We start from the raw sequence: 18,557 nt of genomic DNA, 5'->3' as shown, positions 1-18,557 counted from the left end.
TAAGGGACAACCGGTTTCCTGTTTCGTAAAACATCGCCAATGCAAGGGGTTGGCATGGCTATCTCGACTGCACTTGAACCTGTGCAGTGCTTGTTCCACGTTAGCAACCGCCGGGAGGGGCCGCCACTGTCAGAATTAACAGGTATAGACCTGTGTCACAGGAACACGATCTCATAGGGCTCACGCATACGCTCCAGCAACACCGGTGGCAGCATGGGCGCCAGGCCGATCAGCGGGTCGCCGAGCAACTGACTGGCGTAGGCGTGGGCGGCATGGCGTTTGCGCGCCACGCTCCAGGTGTCGAGGCGCACCTTGCGCGCGCACTGCCAGGGCATGCGCCCGGCTTCGCGGGCGGGCCAGTGCCAGGCCCAGATTGGCAACTCCAGCAGGCGCGCGCCCGTCAGCGCACAGGCGATGGCGGTGGCACGACCAACCGCATCGTGGTCGTCATTGCCATCATTGCGCCAGGTGGTAAACACCACATCGCCGGGTTGCAGGTAACGCGCAATAAACTGGCTCAAGGGCTGTTCGTGGGCGGCCAAAGCGTTGTCGCAAAAGCCACCACGGATCCATTTCAGGCTGTGCAAGGGTAAGCCCAGACGGCGCAGGGCCTCGACACTTTCCTGGGGCCGGAACACGCTCAGGCGTTGCGCCGACCATTGGTTGGAGCCCGGATGGCTGGCACTGCCGTCGGTGATCGAGATCAACTTCAGAGGGTAATCCAGGGCACTGAACAGTTGCAGCAAACCGCCGCAGGCCAGCACTTCGTCCCCAGGATGCGGAGCAACTACCACCACGCGTGAGCCAGGGGGCACCAGTAGAGAAGGGCTGATGGTCGGGATTTGCGCCAGCTGCGGCGCACTGTTCCAGATTTGCGCCGGCACGCGGCGCCCGTCGTGCAGGGGGGCGGGTTTGATCAATGTCACGTCCTTGTCCGTTTGATGCAGGTCGTATCCCGTTGACGGGTCGACTCTCCTTTTTGTCGCGCAGGCGCCAGGCCCGTACGGCACGCTGGCGTTCCGAATCCTGGATTGCCATATCTGAGTATTGTTCATTGGCGGGGATTCGTCGCGCTCCGGCCGGGTAAAATCGTATTTATTTCAGGAAGGCTGCATCAGCCCCTTCAAATAGTCGCCAAATCCGCCTTGCGCACGGCACTCCAGGCGCGCACTGGTGATGACCTGGGGCGCGTGGCTCCAGGCAATGGTTGCGCCGCAACGCTCCAACTGGCGTACCAGTTGCACATCTTCATGACAGGGCAGGGGCTCGAACCCGCCAGCCCGCACATAGGCGCCGGCGCTGACCCCCAGATTGGCCCCATGGATGTGCCGATGCCCGTCACAGGTCTGGTAGGACTGGTGATAGCGGATCTGCGCCGCCTGGTCGAAACCATCGCTCCAGGCGTCCACCGTGACGGTGCCGCACACCGCATCCACGCCCAGCGCCAGTTGCGCCACCAGCCAATCGGTGGCAACACGACTGTCGGCATCGGTACAGGAGATCCAGCGGGCGCCATTGTTAAGCAGGTGCCGAGCGCCCATGCCCCGCACCTGGCCGACATTGCGCGCCTCGACGCTCAGGCTGTGTACGCCGAACGTCTCGGCAATGGCCGCACTGCGGTCGGTACAACTGTCGAGCACCACCAGTATCTGCACTTCTTCACCGAGCAACCCGGGATGGCTGGCGGCGATCAACGCGGCCTTCAGACATTCAGGCAGCAGCGCCTCTTCGTTATGCACCGGGATCAGAATGCCGATCATCGCAAGCCCTCGAGATGGGCGACCGAGGCGCTTTCGCGAGACCACAGGTCGAGTAGGAAATCACTGTCAGCCACCTGCGCCAGGCGCGACATACCCAGGCGTTGGTGCAACACCTGGTGGACCTGTTCCGCAGTTTGCGGGCAACCGTCGATAGCCGGGCGCCAGTGACAGGCCAGGACCTGGCCATCGTCGGTCAGCGCGGCCAGGATCTGCTCGACGAGCAGGCACAGGTCGTCATGGTCGAGGTAATAGCACCACTCGCTCAGCACGATCAGTTCGAACCTGCCGCCTGGCCATTGGGCAGGCAAGCGACGTTGCTCGACCTGGGCATGGGCGAACCCTTGCAGGCGCGTTTGCGCCAGGCTCACTGCGGCAGCGGCGGTGTCGCAGCACAGCAGGCGCGCGCAACGTGGCGCCAGTTCGGCGCTCAACTCGCCATTGGCGCAGCCGGGTTCGAAAATCGAGGCATAGCGGGGCTTGGTCAGCAGTCCCAGGGTCAAGGCGCGCTTGCGCTGCTCGTACCAGCGCTGGCGGAAGGCCCAGGGATCGTCGCTATCCACAAACAATTGGTCGAAGTAAGCCGTGGCCACACTCATACAAACACCACTTCAAAAGGTTGTAACAGCCGCTCCAGCACGTGGGGCGGCAAGACGGGCGGTAAGTCGATCTGGGGGTCGCCTTCCAGCTGGCTGGTGAAGGCGTGCAGGGCATGACGCTTGCGCGCGACGGCGGCGGGCGCCAGGGCAATCTTGCGTGCGCGCTGCCATGGCACCCGTGGGTCTTCGGGGGTTGCCCAATGCCACGTCCACACCGGCAGTTCAATCAAGCGCGCACCGACCGCCAAGGCTGCCTGGGCACTGGCACGGCCCACCGCTTCGTGGTCGCAATGCCCGTCTTCGCGCCAGGTGGTGAACACCACATCGTCCGGTTGCAGGTGCCGCTGGATAAATTCAGTCAGCGCCGATTCCCGGGCCTGCACCTGACTGTCGCTAAAACCGCCGCGCAGCCAGGTCAGGCGTTGCTGATGCCAACCCAGGCGTTGCAAGGCCTCGGCCGACTCCTGCGGGCGCACCTCGCGCAAACGCTGCTGCGGCCAACGGGGCGAGCCGGGGTGGCTGGCACAGCCATCCGTCACCGAGATCAGCAGCAGTTCGCGGCCCAGCGCGGCCAAGCCTTGCAACAGGCCGCCGCAGCCGAGCACTTCATCATCCGGATGGGGCGCGATTATCACGGCGCGGCAACCATCAGGCACCAATTGCTCCACATTGACCTCGGGCAGGCCGGCGACCCGGGCTGAACCTTGCCAGGCCCGCAGCGGGGTGCCTTGGCCGACAATGGGGTTGGCTTTCATAATTGCCACGTCCCTCCGGACTGGATCGCCACCTTCTTGCCAAGGGCCGCCAGGTCACGCTCGGCATGGCTTTGGCGCAAGTACACCGGCAAGTCGGCCATCAACCGGGCGAAGTGTTCATCCTTGCAGTAAGGCCCGGCGCCCAAAGCCCGGCCTGTGTGATGGATGACCTGGTTGGCGGCCGCCTCAATCACCGCCCGCGCGCGGCGTGCCAGCAGTTGGGCATTGGCCTGGGGCTGATCGTCGATTTGCCGGGCAGCCGTGCGCAGCACCGTAGCGGCCGCGTACAAGGCCATGTCCACCGCGCCCAGATGCGCCAGCGCATGGGGCTCTTCGCGTTGATCGCAGTGTTCACGCAGGGCCTCGGCCAAGCGCTGCGCCGCGCCGTACCAACAGGCGGCAATACCAACCCCGCCGTGCCAGAAGCCGGGGCGTTGCAGGTAATCCCCTGGGGCGCCTACGGCCAGCGCCACGGCGTTCTCGAACGTCACATCGACACTCGCGCAAGCGCCCATGCCCACGGCGTTCCAGCCTTCGGCGGTCACAGTTACCCCCGGCTGGTCCATTGGCACCGCGACCAACTGCTGGCGCTCCTGCGCATCCCATGCGGTCAATAACCCGTGGCTGACCACCCCGGCCCCGGAACACCAGGCCTTGCGGCCATGCAGCAGGTACTGCGAGCCCTCACGCCTGACCTGCACCCGTGCCGTCGGCGGTTCGGCGGCCCACATGCCCCAGGTGCTGCCCGCCGGCGGCGCCGCGCTGTTGAGGTCGGCCATGATTGCCAGCGCGTCGGTGTGCCCTTCGAACAGCTTGCACAGGCTCAGGTTGTGCCCGGCCACCTGAGCCAGCAGGCTGAAGCGCAGCAGGGTCTGCCCGCCACCCGGCAATGGCAATTGATCCAGGCCAGCCGCCACCATGGCGCTCAGGGTCTGACCAAGGCCCTCGGTATCGGCCAGACCCTGACGATTGCGTTGCAGAAAACCGTGTAAATCCATTTCACACCTCTTCCTCGTGTTGCAGCTCGAACAGCAGCAGCGAGCGCCCGGTCACGGCATATTCATGGTCAAAATCGAAACGTTCCTGGCCGCGCACGGCCGGCTGGTTGGTATCGACCATGCAGGTCCAGAAACCGCCATCCGGCACCTGGGGCAAGCGGAAGTTCACCAGGTCATGGTGCGCATTGACCACCAACAGCAGCGTAGCATCGGCCCCCGGCCGGCGGATCCCGGTTTCCTGGGCGCGCCCATCCATCAACATGCCCAGGCAACGGCCCTGGCTGTCTTCCCATTGCTCGATGGTCATTTCATTGCCATCGGGGGCCAGCCAGGTCACGTCCTTGACCCCGATGTCCTCGTTATAGTCGCCCACCAGGAAGCGCCCGCGACGCAGGATGGGGTAGGCCAGGCGCAACTTGATCAGGCGTTTGACGAACTTGAGCAGGGACTTGCCATCCTCATCCAGCTCCCAGTTGACCCAGCCGATTTCGCTGTCCTGGCAGTAGGCGTTGTTATTGCCGTGTTGGGTGCGGGCGAACTCATCCCCGGCCACCAGCATCGGCGTGCCCTGGGCCAGCAGCAGGGTGGCGAAGAAGTTGCGCATCTGGCGCAGGCGCAGCGCGTTGATCTCCGGGTCTTCGGTCGGGCCTTCGACGCCGTGGTTCCACGACAGGTTGTTATTGCTGCCGTCCTGGTTGTTCTCGTCGTTGGCTTCGTTGTGCTTGTCGTTGTAGGACACCAGGTCATGCAGGGTGAAGCCGTCGTGGGCGGTGATGAAGTTCACCGAGCTATAGGGGCGGCGCCCGCGCTGGTTGAACATCTCGCCGGAGGCGGTCATGCGCCCGGCAAAGTCCGCCAACTGGCCGTCATCGCCTTTCCAGAACGCGCGCACGGTGTCGCGGAAACGGTCATTCCACTCCACCCAGCCCGGCGGGAAGTTGCCCACCTGATAACCGCCGGGGCCCACATCCCAAGGCTCGGCGATCATTTTTACCTGGCGCAGCACCGGGTCCTGGCGGCAGGCCACAAGGAAGCTGTGACGCTCGTCGAAACCGTCGTGATAACGCCCGAGGATGGTCGCCAGGTCAAAGCGAAAGCCATCCACATGCATCTCGGTGGCCCAGTAACGCAGGGAGTCGGTGACCATTTGCAGTACACAAGGGTGGCTCAGGTCCAGGGTGTTGCCGGTGCCCGAGTCATTGATATAGAAGCGCTTGTCGTCAGGCATCAGGCGGTAGTAGGAGGCGTTGTCGATGCCGCGCATCGACAGGGTCGGGCCTTGCTCGTTGCCTTCGGCGGTATGGTTGTAGACCACATCGAGGATCACTTCCAGCTTGGCCTCGTGCAGGTGCGCGACCATTTCCTTGAACTCGGCGATCTTGCCGCTGGCCAGGTAGCGCGGGTCGGGGGCAAAGAAGGCGATGCTGTTGTAACCCCAGTAGTTGGTCATGCCTTTTTGCAGCAAATGCTGGTCATTGACGAAGGCATGCACCGGCAGCAACTCCACCGAGGACACCCCCAGTTGGCGGATGTGCTTGAGCACATCGTCCACCATCAACCCGGCGCAGGTACCGCGCACCGCTTCAGGGACCGAAGGATGGCGCATGCTGATGCCGCGCAGATGGGTTTCGTAGATGATCGTGCGGTCCCACGGGGTGCGCACCGGCTGGTCGTTGCCCCAGGTATGGGCCGGGTCGATGACTTTGCATTTGGGCACGAAGGGCGCGCTGTCGCGCTCATCGAAACTCAGGTCGGCGTCCGGGTGGCCGATGGTGTAGCCAAACAACGCTTCGGACCATTTGAGCTCGCCCACCAATTGCTTGGCATAGGGGTCGATCAGCAATTTATGGTGGTTGAAGCGATGGCCGTTGGCGGGATCGTAGGCCCCGTATACCCGGTAGCCATAGATCAGCCCGGGGTGGGCATCGGGCAAGTAGCCGTGGAAGGTCTCGTCGGTGTATTCCGGCAGTTCGATACGTTCCAGCTCGACTTCGCCGGTATCGTCGAACAGGCACAACTCAACCTTGGTGGCGTTGGCCGAGAACAGCGCGAAATTGACCCCCAGACCATCCCAGGTCGCGCCGAGGGGGAAGGGCAAGCCTTCACGAATGCGCGATGGCTCGGTAGCGGGTGTCTTGCTCATGGTGTTGCTCCTGCAGGGTTTTTCAGGCCGAACGGGGCCGTGCTGACATCAGGTCAGATCAATCGTTGAGTGTGCTGCAGGAGCCGGTGGCCGGCTCCTGTGGGAAGGTGGATCAGCCGGCAGGCTTACGCGCCGCCCGTGGTTTTTTGGCGACCGCCGGTTTTTCCGCAGCCGGCTTTGCCTTGGCCTTGGTGCCTGTCTTGGGTTTACTCGGGGTCAGGGCCTCGGCTTCGGCCAGCTTGCGGGCCATTTCCCAATGACGGGCTTCCTGGCCCTCAGGTTTACCTTCGGACTCCCATATCTGATACGCGAATTCACGAACGCGTTTGTCTTCGGTGCTCATCGCAATGCTCCTCACAGAAAATTTCAGCTTTCTTGATCGTCAGAATGGATAAAGACATTTACCGGGAGTACCCCCAGGGCAGCGCTGATCAGTAGCTCCTTGTTGGGTGTGACTGCGCCTGTTTGCAAAAGTCCCTTCCAATTTTGCTGCGTGGCGTCGAACGGTAATGTGATCCGGGTATCGCCCCAAACCTGCGCATCCACCCGGGGCTGGGCGCTGTTTTCAAGCAGAGCGTGGGTCCAGCGTGGCACCACCACCAACAGCCACTGGCCTTGATATTCGCGGCTGAAGGCGACAATCCGTTGGGCATGCCGGCCCAGCACTTGCAGCGGTACATAGCGTCCCCTGGCGAACAACAACGGGTAGGCCTTGCGCAGGTTCAACACCTGGGCAATCAGCGCCTGCTTCAAGTGCCCGTCACGCCAGCGCTCAAGCAAGGCGCCGGGTGCTGCCGCCAATGCCTGTTGCCGGGCATTGAAATCCACCGGCCGCCGGTTGTCCGGATCCACCAGGCTCAAGTCCCAGAATTCGTCGCCCTGGTACAGGTCCGGCACGCCTGGCACGGTGTTGCGCAGCAAGGATTGCGCCAGTCCGTTCAACGCGCCGGCGGGGGCGATGGCCTCGGCCGCCGCGTGGATCGCGGTGCGCAAGGTCAGACCGGCGGGCTCGAGCAGCAAGCGCCTGAGGAAGGCTTCGACACCTTGCTCATACACATCGTTGGGGGCGCTCCAGCTGCTGTGTAGTTTGGCTTCGCGCAGGGCTTTTTGCTGCCATTGCCAGAGGCGCTGCTGATAGTCGTCGGTGTTCTCAATGCCCAGGTCCAGGGGCCAACTGCCCAGCAGCACCTGATACAGGATCAGCTCATCACCGGCCGAGGGGATGGCCGGATCATCGCGCAAGGGCGCCGCCAGCCTGCGCCACTGTTGCACCTGCTCGGCATACCAGGGCGCGCACTCGCTGAGCACCGCCAGGCGCGCACGGCTGTCTTCACCGCGTTTGTGGTCATGGGTGGCGGTGGCCAGCAGGTTATCGGGGAAGGCCTGCAGGCGCTGCTGGTTGGCGGCATGGAACTCGGCCAGGGGCGCGCTGAACTGTTCGGTACTGAAGCCCACGTCATTGCGCGAGAGCAGCACTGCCGAGCGATAGAAAGCGGTGTCTTCCACGGCCTTGGCGGCTGCCGGCGAGGTCAGTTGCTGGAAGCGCACGCAGGCATGCTTGAGGATCTTGCGCGGCTGCCCCACCGGGCGTTCGCGCCAGAGTTGGCCGCCGAGCCACTGTTGCAGGTAGTCGAGCACTGGCCAGTCGGCTTCGCTCAAAGTCCCACGGGCACCGGCCAGCGCCTGCTGGAACAGCGCCTCGTCAGCGGCGCTGCGGCCACAGGCGCTGATGTAGGTGCGGTACACCGGGAAGTGCACGATCAGCTCCTGCAAGGCGCGGCGGATCGCGCCCAGGGTCAGGTCACGGCTCATCACATCTGCGCGGGCCACTTGCAGCAGGGCCTGGGCCACGCTCTCAAAATCCCCGGCCAGGGAGCCGTTGAGGATTTGTTGCCGGGCCAGCCAGGCTTCCTCGATAAACGCCGACGGCCGCTCGCTGGCCTCGCTCCACAGCTGGGCCAACGCCTCGAACCCCTGGGGGTCGTGCTGTACCAGCGACACCTGGTTCATGAACTCATAGCCGGTGGTGCCATCCACCCGCCAGTCTTCGCGCAGGGTTTCCCCGGTGCCGAGGATTTTCTCGACAAAGATCGGCAAGTGCCGGCTCGGCGACAATCCATCCACCCGGCGCCGCAACTTGCGGCAGTAGCCACGGGGATCGGCCAGGCCGTCGATATGGTCGATGCGCAGGCCATCCACCAGGCCCTCGCTGATCAGCTGGAAAATCTTGCGGTGGGTGGCCTCGAAGACCGTGGCCCGCTCCACCCGCAGGCCGCCCAACTCGTTGACGTCGAAAAAGCGCCGCCAGTTGATGTCATCCGCCGCCGTGCGCCAACTGGCGAGGCGGTAGGCTTGCTGCTCCAGCAGTTGGTGCAACCGGGAAAACCCCTCGGGCTGGCGCGCATCAAACAGCGCCAGGATGTGCTCGATGGCTGTCAGGTTCAGGGGCTCGCGCGCCTGTACGGCCAGTTCCTGTTTCAGGCTGGCGGCCAGGGGCCAGGCATCAGCCTGATAGGCCAGGGCGCTGAAGCGGTCGGCCAGCTCTTTGAGGGGCGGATGCAGGCGCAGGATATCGCCGTAGTCCCTGGGGCAGATCGGGAAGCGGTGCTCGTAGTGCTCGACAAAGAAGCTGCCCTGGGCCGGGTCAAACCGCAGGGGCAGGTTGCCGCTTTGCAAGGCCTCGCCGTAATCGCTGCCGAGGAAGGGCATCAGCAGTTGGCCCTTGAGCAGCGGGTCGGGGGAGTGCCACTGGATATCGAAGAATTCGCAGTAAGGGCTCAGGCGCCCCCATTCCAGCAGATCCAGCCACCAGGGGTTGTCGCTGCCACCGACGGCCATGTGGTTGGACACGATATCCAGAATCAGCCCCATCTCATGGGCGCGCAGGGCCGCCACCAGGCGACGCAAGGCGGGTTCGCCGCCCAGTTCCGGGTTGACGGTGGTCGGGTCGACCACGTCGTAGCCATGCATTGAACCGGCGCGGGCCTTGAGCAGGGGCGACGCATACAGGTGGCTGATGCCCAGGCGGGCAAAATACGGCACCAGCGGCACCGCATCGTCGAGGGTAAAGCCTTTGTGAAATTGCAGGCGCTGGGTGGCTCGTAGCAAGACGCTGTTCATCGGTCACGCTCTAGGGCTTGATTACGGGCGACCGCCAGTAACTCCAGGCGGCGCGCAGCGTTTTCATCGTCGAGCAGGTGCGCGGCGTCCCCCGGCAAGCGCCGTCGCCAGTTGGGATGGGTGTCGGTGGTGCCAGGCAGGTTGGCTTGCTCTTCGACGCCCAGGGCATCTTCCAGAGGCAGCAACACCAGCGGCGCACGGGTGTGGCCGAGGTAGCGCACGCTGGCATCGAGCATGTGGTCGGTTTCGTTGCGCAGTTCATCGAGGAAGTTCTGCGGGTCTTGAACCAGGGCCTGGCGCAGTGCTTCACGCTCGCGCTGGCGGTGCTCGCTCCATTGCTCCACCGTCGGCGCGTCGATCAACCCCAGTTGCACATTCCAGTCGATATCGCGGCTGTGCCACCAGCCATTGAGCGTCGGCAGGTCATGGGTACTGGTGGTGGCCAGGGCGTTATCCGGCCAGTCGAGGATCGGCGTGAAGCGCCCGCCGTGGTCCTGTTCGAACAGCAATACGCGCATGCCCAGCATGGCCCGGGCGCTGAGCTTTTCCCGCAGGCCCTCGGGCACCGTGCCCAGGTCTTCGCCGAGCACAATCGCTTGGTGTCGGCTGGATTCCAGGGCCAGCAGGCGCAGCAGGTCGTCCACCGGGTAATACAGATAAGCGCCTTGTTTGGGCGAAGCGTCCCTGGGGATCACCCACAGCCGTTGCAGGCCCATCACATGGTCGATACGCAAGCCGCCAGCATGGGCGAAGTTGGCCCGCAGCATTTCGATAAAGGCGCGAAAACCGTTGCGTTTCAGGCCTTCGGGGGAGAACGCGGAGATGCCCCAGCCCTGGCCGGCACGGTTGAGGATATCCGGTGGCGCACCCACCGTCAGGTCGGCCAGCAGTTCATCCTGACGGCTCCAGGCCTGGCTGCCGGCGCCATCGGCACCCACGGCCAGGTCGGCAATCAGGCCGATGCCCATGCCACTGCCGCGGGCGGCTTGTTGCGCACGTTCAAGGCAGCGGGCGATCAGCCATTGGTTGAAGGCATAAAAGCCAATGGCCTCGCCTTGCTCGGCGGCGAATTGTGCCAGCGCGGCGCTGCCCGGATCGCGCCACTCCTCGGGCCACTGGCGCCAGTCGAGGCTTTCGCCGGTGGCGGCGCGCTCGGCCTGGATGGCTTCGAAGCGGCAGTGGTTTTCCAGGGCCTCACCGCCGGCTTGGCGAAAGCTCAGGAAGTCCGCCTGCTGCGGGTGCTCGCCCTGGCGGAAGTCCTCATACAGGGCACGCAGCAGGCGTTGCTTGGCCTTGGCGGCGGCAGGCCAGTCGATCAGGCTTTGTTGTTCCAGTTCGTGCAGCTCATCGGCCAACCCGGTGGACTCGATAGCGCTGCGCACTGCGCGCTCGCCGAGGATGCACCCCGGCGAGGCGTACAAGCTATTGAGGAACAGCCGGCTGGACGGCGAGTAGGGGCTGTAGCGCGTGGTATCGGCGCTGAACATCGCGTGCAGCGGGCTGATGGCCAGGGCATCGACGCCCCGTTCCGCGGCGGCGCGGGCCAGTTGTTCCAGGGCCTGGGTGTCGCCAAAACCGCCGTCGCCGCTACGGCGCAACGCATACAACTGGGCGCTCAGGCCCCACGCACGGGCAGGCTGGCTGTCCACCGCCTCGGCCACGCTGAAACAGCGCAGGGGCGCGACAGCCAGGGTGAAGGACTGGCCGCCGATCTGCACCCGCTGGTAGCCCACGGGCAGGGTACCGGGCAGGTTGGCCTCGGCGTCCAGCTCGAGGCTCTGGGTACTGCCATCCTCCAGGTAAACCTGGCACGGCGTGCCGGGAGCAAAGTATGCGGCCAGGTCGAGGCTGCTGCCGACGTCCACCGTCAGCAGTGGCGCCAGATGGCGGTCTTGTTGCACACGCTCCAGGTCTTGCAGGCTGGCAGCGATGGCTTCATCGGTGTCGGCGGGGTGGCCAAGACCATTGAGCACGGCGCGCAAGGCGTCGGCGCTGACATGTTGCGGGCGGCCATTGGCGTCGATCCAATCCACCGCTAGGCCCGCGCGGCTGGCGAGTATTTCCAATTGCGCTTCGCTCAAGGGTGCTCTCCAACAGGTGATGAGGTGTCGCCCGGCGTCAGGCTGACGCGGGCGCAGAAGGGCGTGAGTGACCCAGGGTCGCTGCTGGTGCTGAACAGCTCAGTGATGCCGGCCGGATGATGCAGGGTGGCCGCACTCAGGTTGAGGTCGATCTGCAGGATGCTGCCATTGCCCATCCGCCAGCGGGCCGATACCGCGCCCTGGCCCAGGACCTGCGCGCCGAGGGCCATGCTGCCGGGCAGGTGGGGCACGATATGTTGCCGGCGCAGGCCCAGCAGCTGGCGATACAGCGCCGCAGGCGCCTGGCTAAACTGCGGGATGCAGCGTTCGAAGGTCTGCAGCGCGTTGGGGTCGGGAATCTGCGCGCGGCGCTCGGGGTCGCTGAAGGCGGCGAAGTCAGCAAACTCATTGCGTCGGCCTTCGCGCACGGCCTCGGCCAGTTCGCCGTGATGGTCGGTAAAGAACAGGAAGGGCTGCTCGGCGGCGATCTCATCGCCCATGAACAGCAGCGGGATCATCGGCGACATCAGCAACAAGGTGGTCGCCGCCTGCAACGCCTGGGGCGAACACAGTTGATGCAAGCGCTCGCCAAGGGCGCGGTTGCCGATCTGGTCGTGGTTCTGCAAAAACAGCACAAAGGCACTGGGCGGCAAGTGCTCGCTGGATTCGCCACGCCGGGTACCGTGGCGCGTGGTCTCACCCTGATAGATAAAGCCTTCGCCCAGGCAGCGCGCCAGTTTGGCGGTGGGTTCGTCGGCAAAGTCGGCGTAATAGGCGTCGGTCTCGCCGGTCAACAGCACGTGCAGGGCGTTATGCCCGTCGTCGTTCCATTGCGCATCGAAACCCTGCTGCAACAGGCTGGCCTGGTTGAATTCGTTTTCCAGCACCAGCCACACATGGCGGTCCGGGTCCACCTGCTCACGCACCCGTCGGGCCAGCTCCTTGAGGAACGACGGGTCGTCGATGGCATGCACCGCATCCAGGCGCAGGCCGTCGAAGCGGTATTCGAGGAGCCACATCAGCGCATTGTCGATAAAGAAGTCGCGCACCTCGCGGCGGCGAAAGTCGATCCCGGCGCCCCAGGGGGTGTGGGTGTCTTCGCGGAAAAAGCCTTTGGCGTACTGGCCCAGGTAGTTACCGTCGGGGCCGAAGTGGTTGTAGACCACATCCAGAATCACCGCCAGGCCATGCTCATGGGCCCTGTCGATCAGCTGTTTCAACTGCTCCGGCGTGCCCAGGGACGCTTGCGGCGCGTAGGGCAGCACCCCGTCGTAGCCCCAGTTACGCTCGCCGGGGCACTGCGCCAGCGGCATCAGCTCAATGGCGGTGATGCCCAACTCGGCCAAGCGTGGCAGGTGTTGCTCTACAGCGGTGTAGCCTCCCAGGACCCCCACATGCAGCTCGTAGATCACCGCTTCATGCCAGGGTCGGCCCTGCCAGGCGCTGTGGCGCCAGGGGTAGGCCAAGGGATCGACCACCACGCTGTCGCCATGTACATCCGCGTGCTGGAGGCGCGATGCCGGGTCCGGCACATCGCGCTCGCCATCAATATTAAAGTGGTAGCGGGTACCGGCCCCACAGCGCACGTCAGCCACAAACCAGCCTGCTGCCTGTGGCAGCATGGGCACCGACTGCCCCCCTTGCAGCTCGACGCTGACATAAAACGCATCAGGCGCCCACAGGGCGAAGCGGGTGTGTTGCGCATCCTGCATGATCGCGCCGTGGGGCCATGTTTCCAGAGTCCGTGACGGCATCTATCCTAACCTCTTTATACTTTTCCTGATTTTCCCAGCGCTTTCGCTACCAGTTGTTCGTAAAGTTCGGCATAGGGCTCCACCGCCTGGCACCAGTTGAATGGCGCGGACATGGCCCGGCAGCGCATGGCGTTGAGCAGGCCGGGGAAGGCAAACACCTTGAAGGCACGGGCGAGGGCGGCTTCGTAACTTTCGACGGTAGATTCGTCGAACAAAAAGCCGGTCACGCCATCTTCGATGGTGTCAGCCAGGCCGCCGGTGTTGCGCGCCACCGGCAGCGAACCGAAGCGCTGGGCGTACATCTGGCTCAGGCCGCAGGGCTCGTAGCGCGAGGGCATCAATAAAAAGTCGCTGCCGGCAAACATGCGGCGGGCGTCGGTTTCGTTAAAGCCGATCCGCACGCCGATGCGGCCGGGGAAGCGCAGGGCCAAAGCGCGCATGGCTTGTTCTTCTTCCGGCTCGCCACGGCCGATAATGGCAATTTGCCCACCGTTTTCAACGATAAAGCCGGCGACGGCTTCGGTCAGGTCCAGGCCTTTTTGGTAGACCAGGCGAGACACCACGGCAAACAGCGGGCCGCTGGACGCGTCCAGGCCGAACAGCTTGCGCACGTGGCTGGCGTTGACCGCCTTGCCTTGCCAGTCGCCGATATTGAATGGGTGGTCCAGGTGTGGGTCGGTGGACGACTCCCAGCTTTCATCAATGCCGTTGGGGATGCCACTGAGCAGGCCTTGCTGGGTCTTGCTGGCAAGGAAACCATCCAGGCCGCAGCCGAACTCGGGGGTGGTGATCTCCCTCGCGTAGGTGGCGCTGACCGTGGTGATATGGCTGGAATAGGCCATGCCGGCCTTGAGGAACGACATCTTGCCGTAGAACTCCATGCCTTCCTGTTGCAAGGCATGTTCGGGAATCCCCAGCTCCGGGCACGAGGCCAGGCTGACCACGCCCTGATAGGCCAGGTTATGGATGGTAAACAGCGTGGGGGTGCGCGAACCCCGCCAGTGCATGTAGGCCGGCGCCAGGCCGGCTGGCCAGTCGTGGGCATGCACCAGGTCCGGGCACCAGTGGATTTGCGCGAGGTTGGCGGCGATATCGGCGGCGGCCAGGCCCAGGCGGGCGAAGCGGATATGGTTGTCGGGCCAGTCGCGGCCGTTGTTGGCGCCATAGGGCGTGCCTTCACGCTCGTACAGTTCGGGGCAGATCAGCACATAGATGACCAGGCCGTCCTTGAGGTCCATGCGCCCGATCTTGCACGGTGGCAGCGCGGCATGCCCGCCCAGTTCGCCGATGATATGGATCGGGTTGTCGCTGTCCAACACCTGGCGGTAGCCCGGAATCAGCACCCGTACATCGTGCAGGTGGGCCATGGCTCGGGGCAGGGCAGCGGACACATCCCCCAGGCCGCCGGTTTTCACCAGATCAGCCAGCTCCGAGGTCACAAACAGTACTTTCTTACGATTGGGATTTTGCGACGACACCGACCGCACTGGGCCGGGAAGGTCAACCAAGGTGGTTGGTCCATCGACCGGCTGACTAAAACGCTGTCCCTGAGTTCCCGAAGCGGCACTTATCATTGTTCTCTCCCATGTGTTGGTCAACTGAGCGCCTGAGGCCCCAGCGAAAATCAACCGCGTCCTGCGGTCACGCGCACTAGCACTGCACAGACTGGCAAGGCTTATGCCAATTGCACCGAACTGATAAATAGATTGGATGGGCGGACGTCCGGCTGGCGCCGGTGGCGTGCGTCCTACCTTAAACCTGACCTACGGCAGAGTTGGAAAGTTTCGATTTATTGCGGGGGCTTTTGTTCTGATCGTGACCCATCGGTCATCAGTCTAGGACACAGCCCAGAGCCTGCAAGGGTTGTGGGAAAAATTTGTAGGACAATATCTTTTTTGCGGCGGTGTGGTGGGTGGGCATCGTATCGATGGCTGGGTGTGTAGAGGCACGAGAGGGGGACTGCTGCGCAGTCCAACGCGGGCAAGCCCGCTCGCCACAGGGGATGGGTGCCTCTTGGCGGGGCGCCGAGGCAGTGCTGCTCGATAGTGGTGCGTGGTCGTACTTAAAGTGATTTATTAAGACTTAATATGGTTATATATCAATGATTTATAAGCTACTTCTAATGTTTAATCTCAATTCAGGCCGCGCCGTATCTCCCCCGCAGCCCACGCCTGGATGTCTTCAATCATCTGCCCATAGAACTGCCGGTAGTTCTGCTCGCTGACGTAGCCCACATGGGGTGTGGCCAATACATTGGGCAGATGGCGGAATTCATGGTCCGCCGGCAATGGCTCCTGCCCGAACACATCCAGCGCTGCGCCGGCCAATCGGCCATGGCGCAGTGCATCGACCAGCGCCGCTTTATCAACGATCGGTCCGCGTGCGGTGTTGACCAGGCGTGCACTGGGCTTCATCCAGCCCAGGGCCTGGGCATCCACCAGTCCACGGCTGCGCTCGCTGAGCACCAGGTGAATCGACAGCACATCGGCCTGCTCGAACAATTGGCGCTTGCTGACCCAGGTGACCCCCACGGCGGCGGCGCGTTCCGGGGTAAGGTTTTCGCTCCAGGCAATCACGCGCATGCCAAACACCTGGCCAAACTGCGCCACGCGCTGGCCAATACTGCCCAGGCCGAGGATGCCCAGGGTCTTGCCATGCAGATCGCCGCCCAGCCCTTGTTGCCACTGGCCGGCGCGCAGGGCGTTGGCTTCAGCCAGCAGATTGCGCGTGGATGCCATGATCAACGCCCAGGTCAGCTCCGGCGCCGCGTGCTTGTAGCTGTCGGTGCCGCACACCTGGATGCCCAGGGCCTTGGCCGCGGCCAGGTCGATGGCCGCATTGCGCATACCACCGGTGACCAGCAGTTTAAGCGCCGGCAACCCATGCAACAGCGCCTGATCGAAAAGCGTGCGCTCGCGCATCACGCAAATCACCTCAAACCCCTGCAAGCGAGCGATCAGGGTGGCGGTATCGGCCGGATAGTCGTGCAGGAAATGCACCTGGCCGACCGCCTCCAGCACGGACCAATCCACCACGTCCCGCGCGACGTCTTGCCAATCATCTATGACTGCGATCTGTACGGACATACACACCTGCCTTGCGTTAACTGGGGATTGACCGTTACACCCAATGCACAGCCATTGCCACCACCGCGTAACGGGCCGCCTTGGCCAGGCTGACGATCAATATAAAACGCCAGAGCGGCTCCCGCATCACGCCGGCCACCAGGGTCAGTGGGTCGCCGATGATCGGCAGCCAACTGAGCAGCAGTGACCAATGGCCCCAACGACGATAATGGCCGCGGGACTTTTCCAACTGTGCAGCGCTCACAGGAAACCAGCGACGGTCCTTGAACAGCTCGACCGAACGGCCCAGCAACCAATTGACCAACGAGCCCAATACGTTGCCCAGGGTCGCGATGCCGAGCAGTAGCCACAGCGAGTAGCTGCCATTGAGCAGCAGCGCCACCAGCACCGCTTCCGATTGCAGCGGTAACAGCGTAGCCGCCCCGAAAGCGCTGAGAAACAGCCCGGCATAGCCTGCAAACATAGATCAGTGGGCCGGGTATTCGGCTACCACCACATCTTTGCCGGCGCGGGTCAGGCCAATGACTTGATAGGCATCGCTCATGCCCTGGGTTTCCATCCCTGGCGAGCCCATGGGCATGCCTGGTGCGGCGATGCCCAACAGATCGTCGCGCTTGCGCAGGGCCAACACTTGATCAGCCGGTACATGGCCTTCGACGAACTTGCCGTCGATCACCGCGGTATGGCAGGACGCCAGGCGCGGAGCCACGCCCAGGCGCTGCTTGACCGAGCTCATGTCGGCTTCCACATGATCGTTGACCTTGAACCCGTTGGCTTCGAGGTGGCTGATCCATTTTTTGCAGCAGCCGCAGTTGGCATCGCGATGCACGTCAATTGGGATCAGTTCGGCGGCCTGGGCCAGGCTGGTCATGAACAGGGCGGACAGTAAAGTCAGGCGCAGGGTGGTTTTCATAGACAGGTCCCATCGGTTACGGAGTGCGCAAAGAGCGCGCATTGTCCGCGCTTTTGCGAAGCAGGTGAGGTGGTTATGTTTCGAAATTATACGCGCACGCGACAGTCTCGGAGCTTAGCGTCCGCTGCTGTCAGCAAACTGAGAGAAAGATGACAAGTTTGTCAGCTCAGAACTATTCCAGGCGTTGCTTGAGTTGGTCCATGGCCTGGTTCGACAGCGCCACCATGCGCGCTTGCAAGGTATCGAGCTGCAGCTCGGTCTCATAGCTGAGCACCCGGGTAAACAGGGTGCCGCTGCCGCGCGTCTGGAGAAAGTAGTGAATGCTGCCATCCACGGCGAGGGAGGTGAACACGGTCTTGAACTCCCGGGGCGGCACGGCGATCTGCACCCGGTAGCTCATGGGCACTCGTACCCCCAGCAGGTCGATCATTTCGGTGAAGCGCTGGCCAACGGGCAGTGAGCCGCTGGTACCGGTGTCTGCGCTCAACGAGGTTGGGTGCCATTCGTGCCAGCGGTCGGGCTGGGTCACATAGTCGTAGACGGTTTCGATGGGGGCTTGGATGTAGCGCTCCTGGCTGATCCGCTCGGCGCGGATCCGGTGATCGACGACACTCATGACACACCTCCTGTGTGGTGAGAACGGGCACTAGGAGCTAGATAGATTAGTCGGACTTACGGGCATTGCACTGGGTGATCAATCTTATAAGCAGGCTAACCACTGGGCATCACCCGCAGAGGGACCGTCATGCACTCATTACACGGGGTAAAAAGAAATAAAAGCCAACGTTTTAGACTGTCAGATTTGACAGTTTTTTATATTCACGACTCGTTATCTAATGAGCACGCAACTTATTAATCAGTCATTTGGATGGCGAGAAAATGTCTAACGATACGCGCACAAGAATTGTGAAAGGCAATGCCCGCTCAACCGGCACCATGCAAGCGACAGTCACCATAGACAATACGCCCGGCACAGACTTTGTTGCGGACTTTGTTTGGTATGGCCGCCTCCAGGATTCAGTTCACCTATACGGTGACCAGGGGACTGCACCCAACCCCACGGCCATCGAAGCGGCTTTGCAGGCTGGCACTCCCTCCGGTAAGTATCAGCTTGGAGACGCGGAGCTGCGCGTCCTGGACTTTTACACGCTGGATTCATCCACGCCATGGATCACAAGAGAGGGCCACGTTGATGTTACGTTTTCTCCAGACGGAAAACGTGCTGAAGGAACGATGTTTATCAAGGCCATACGTGAAAGAAAAACACTGACGGCGTCTGTGAAGTTCGACATGAAAAACCTATGACAGTCTCTTGTTTGCCGATTGCTCCCCTACAAAGGGAGCAATCGTT

16 protein-coding genes are annotated in these 18,557 nt (G+C 63.1%); 1 reads left to right on the top strand and 15 read right to left on the bottom strand.

Going from position 1 to position 18,557, the window contains the following annotated elements:
• Positions 1-155: 155 nt before the first annotated feature.
• From PSFL_RS09045 to PSFL_RS08975, 15 genes are all read right to left on the bottom strand, one after another.
• Complete coding sequence (locus tag PSFL_RS09045) at positions 156-917, bottom strand: PIG-L deacetylase family protein (RefSeq protein WP_057959509.1); 762 nt, start codon at positions 915-917, stop codon at positions 156-158.
• Between the two features lie 183 nt (positions 918-1,100).
• Positions 1,101-1,760 (bottom strand): glycosyltransferase family 2 protein, encoded by a 660-nt coding sequence (locus PSFL_RS09040; RefSeq protein WP_273865654.1) that lies wholly within the window; start codon positions 1,758-1,760, stop codon positions 1,101-1,103.
• Positions 1,757-2,356, bottom strand: coding sequence for an SAM-dependent methyltransferase (locus tag PSFL_RS09035; RefSeq protein ID WP_170044935.1), 600 nt, complete (start codon positions 2,354-2,356; stop codon positions 1,757-1,759). Before PSFL_RS09035 ends, PSFL_RS09040 begins: the two co-directional genes overlap by 4 nt.
• Positions 2,353-3,111 (bottom strand): PIG-L deacetylase family protein, encoded by a 759-nt coding sequence (locus PSFL_RS09030; RefSeq protein ID WP_170044934.1) that lies wholly within the window; start codon positions 3,109-3,111, stop codon positions 2,353-2,355. Before PSFL_RS09030 ends, PSFL_RS09035 begins: the two co-directional genes overlap by 4 nt.
• Positions 3,108-4,109, bottom strand: coding sequence for an acyl-CoA dehydrogenase family protein (locus PSFL_RS09025; RefSeq protein ID WP_170059170.1), 1,002 nt, complete (start codon positions 4,107-4,109; stop codon positions 3,108-3,110). Before PSFL_RS09025 ends, PSFL_RS09030 begins: the two co-directional genes overlap by 4 nt.
• Position 4,110: 1 nt before the next feature.
• Positions 4,111-6,252: a glycogen debranching protein GlgX gene (gene glgX, locus PSFL_RS09020; RefSeq protein WP_057436597.1), complete on the bottom strand. Its 2,142-nt coding sequence runs from the start codon at positions 6,250-6,252 to the stop codon at positions 4,111-4,113.
• A gap of 112 nt (positions 6,253-6,364) precedes the next feature.
• Entirely contained in the window at positions 6,365-6,595 is a 231-nt protein-coding gene (locus PSFL_RS09015; protein WP_057444084.1) for a DUF2934 domain-containing protein, read from the bottom strand.
• 23 nt (positions 6,596-6,618) lie between these two features.
• Positions 6,619-9,372 (bottom strand): malto-oligosyltrehalose synthase, encoded by a 2,754-nt coding sequence (locus PSFL_RS09010; RefSeq protein ID WP_273872803.1) that lies wholly within the window; start codon positions 9,370-9,372, stop codon positions 6,619-6,621.
• Positions 9,369-11,453 (bottom strand): 4-alpha-glucanotransferase, encoded by a 2,085-nt coding sequence (gene malQ / locus PSFL_RS09005; RefSeq protein ID WP_169960329.1) that lies wholly within the window; start codon positions 11,451-11,453, stop codon positions 9,369-9,371. The genes PSFL_RS09010 and malQ overlap by 4 nt, the downstream gene beginning before the upstream one ends.
• The gene (gene treZ, locus PSFL_RS09000) at positions 11,450-13,207 is read right to left on the bottom strand and encodes a malto-oligosyltrehalose trehalohydrolase (RefSeq protein ID WP_397469926.1); all 1,758 of its coding nucleotides are present in this window, start codon (positions 13,205-13,207) and stop codon (positions 11,450-11,452) included. Before treZ ends, malQ begins: the two co-directional genes overlap by 4 nt.
• Before the next feature lie 14 nt (positions 13,208-13,221).
• Positions 13,222-14,781, bottom strand: a complete 1,560-nt coding sequence (gene glgA / locus PSFL_RS08995) for a glycogen synthase GlgA (RefSeq protein ID WP_057436591.1) — start codon at positions 14,779-14,781, stop codon at positions 13,222-13,224.
• Between the two features lie 558 nt (positions 14,782-15,339).
• Entirely contained in the window at positions 15,340-16,293 is a 954-nt protein-coding gene (locus PSFL_RS08990) for a D-2-hydroxyacid dehydrogenase family protein (protein WP_397469925.1), read from the bottom strand.
• A 34-nt stretch (positions 16,294-16,327) separates the two neighbouring features.
• Positions 16,328-16,756, bottom strand: coding sequence for a YqaA family protein (locus PSFL_RS08985; protein ID WP_057436587.1), 429 nt, complete (start codon positions 16,754-16,756; stop codon positions 16,328-16,330).
• Positions 16,757-16,759: 3 nt separating this feature from the next.
• Positions 16,760-17,206 carry a DUF411 domain-containing protein gene (locus PSFL_RS08980; RefSeq protein ID WP_057959482.1) on the bottom strand — a complete coding sequence of 149 codons (447 nt, stop codon included), beginning with the start codon at positions 17,204-17,206 and terminating at the stop codon, positions 16,760-16,762.
• Between the two features lie 172 nt (positions 17,207-17,378).
• Positions 17,379-17,822: an SRPBCC family protein gene (locus PSFL_RS08975; protein ID WP_397469924.1), complete on the bottom strand. Its 444-nt coding sequence runs from the start codon at positions 17,820-17,822 to the stop codon at positions 17,379-17,381.
• 263 nt (positions 17,823-18,085) lie between these two features.
• Here PSFL_RS08975 and PSFL_RS08970 point away from each other — a divergent pair, with 263 nt between their 5' ends.
• On the top strand, positions 18,086-18,511 hold the full coding sequence (locus PSFL_RS08970; protein ID WP_170059165.1) for a hypothetical protein: 426 nt from the start codon (positions 18,086-18,088) through the stop codon (positions 18,509-18,511).
• Positions 18,512-18,557: the final 46 nt, after the last annotated feature.

The sequence above is a fragment of the Pseudomonas sp. DD1 genome (assembly GCF_044510355.1).
Lineage (GTDB): Bacteria > Pseudomonadota > Gammaproteobacteria > Pseudomonadales > Pseudomonadaceae > Aquipseudomonas > Aquipseudomonas shahriarae.
The sequence above is the reverse complement of the archived record's forward strand: the minus strand, read 5'-3'. Positions and strand labels throughout refer to the sequence as shown.

Coding starts and splice junctions, on each gene's coding strand:
- glgX (WP_057436597.1), bottom strand. CDS start 6,252: ATGAGCAAGACACCCGCTACCGAGCCATCGCGCATTCGTGAAGGCTTG.
- treZ (WP_397469926.1), bottom strand. CDS start 13,207: ATGCCGTCACGGACTCTGGAAACATGGCCCCACGGCGCGATCATGCAG.
- PSFL_RS08975 (WP_397469924.1), bottom strand. CDS start 17,822: ATGAGTGTCGTCGATCACCGGATCCGCGCCGAGCGGATCAGCCAGGAG.
- PSFL_RS09015 (WP_057444084.1), bottom strand. CDS start 6,595: ATGAGCACCGAAGACAAACGCGTTCGTGAATTCGCGTATCAGATATGG.
- PSFL_RS08985 (WP_057436587.1), bottom strand. CDS start 16,756: ATGTTTGCAGGCTATGCCGGGCTGTTTCTCAGCGCTTTCGGGGCGGCT.
- PSFL_RS09035 (WP_170044935.1), bottom strand. CDS start 2,356: ATGAGTGTGGCCACGGCTTACTTCGACCAATTGTTTGTGGATAGCGAC.
- PSFL_RS08990 (WP_397469925.1), bottom strand. CDS start 16,293: ATGTCCGTACAGATCGCAGTCATAGATGATTGGCAAGACGTCGCGCGG.
- PSFL_RS09010 (WP_273872803.1), bottom strand. CDS start 9,372: ATGAACAGCGTCTTGCTACGAGCCACCCAGCGCCTGCAATTTCACAAA.
- PSFL_RS08970 (WP_170059165.1), top strand. CDS start 18,086: ATGTCTAACGATACGCGCACAAGAATTGTGAAAGGCAATGCCCGCTCA.
- PSFL_RS08980 (WP_057959482.1), bottom strand. CDS start 17,206: ATGAAAACCACCCTGCGCCTGACTTTACTGTCCGCCCTGTTCATGACC.
- PSFL_RS09040 (WP_273865654.1), bottom strand. CDS start 1,760: ATGATCGGCATTCTGATCCCGGTGCATAACGAAGAGGCGCTGCTGCCT.
- PSFL_RS09030 (WP_170044934.1), bottom strand. CDS start 3,111: ATGAAAGCCAACCCCATTGTCGGCCAAGGCACCCCGCTGCGGGCCTGG.
- glgA (WP_057436591.1), bottom strand. CDS start 14,781: ATGATAAGTGCCGCTTCGGGAACTCAGGGACAGCGTTTTAGTCAGCCG.
- PSFL_RS09025 (WP_170059170.1), bottom strand. CDS start 4,109: ATGGATTTACACGGTTTTCTGCAACGCAATCGTCAGGGTCTGGCCGAT.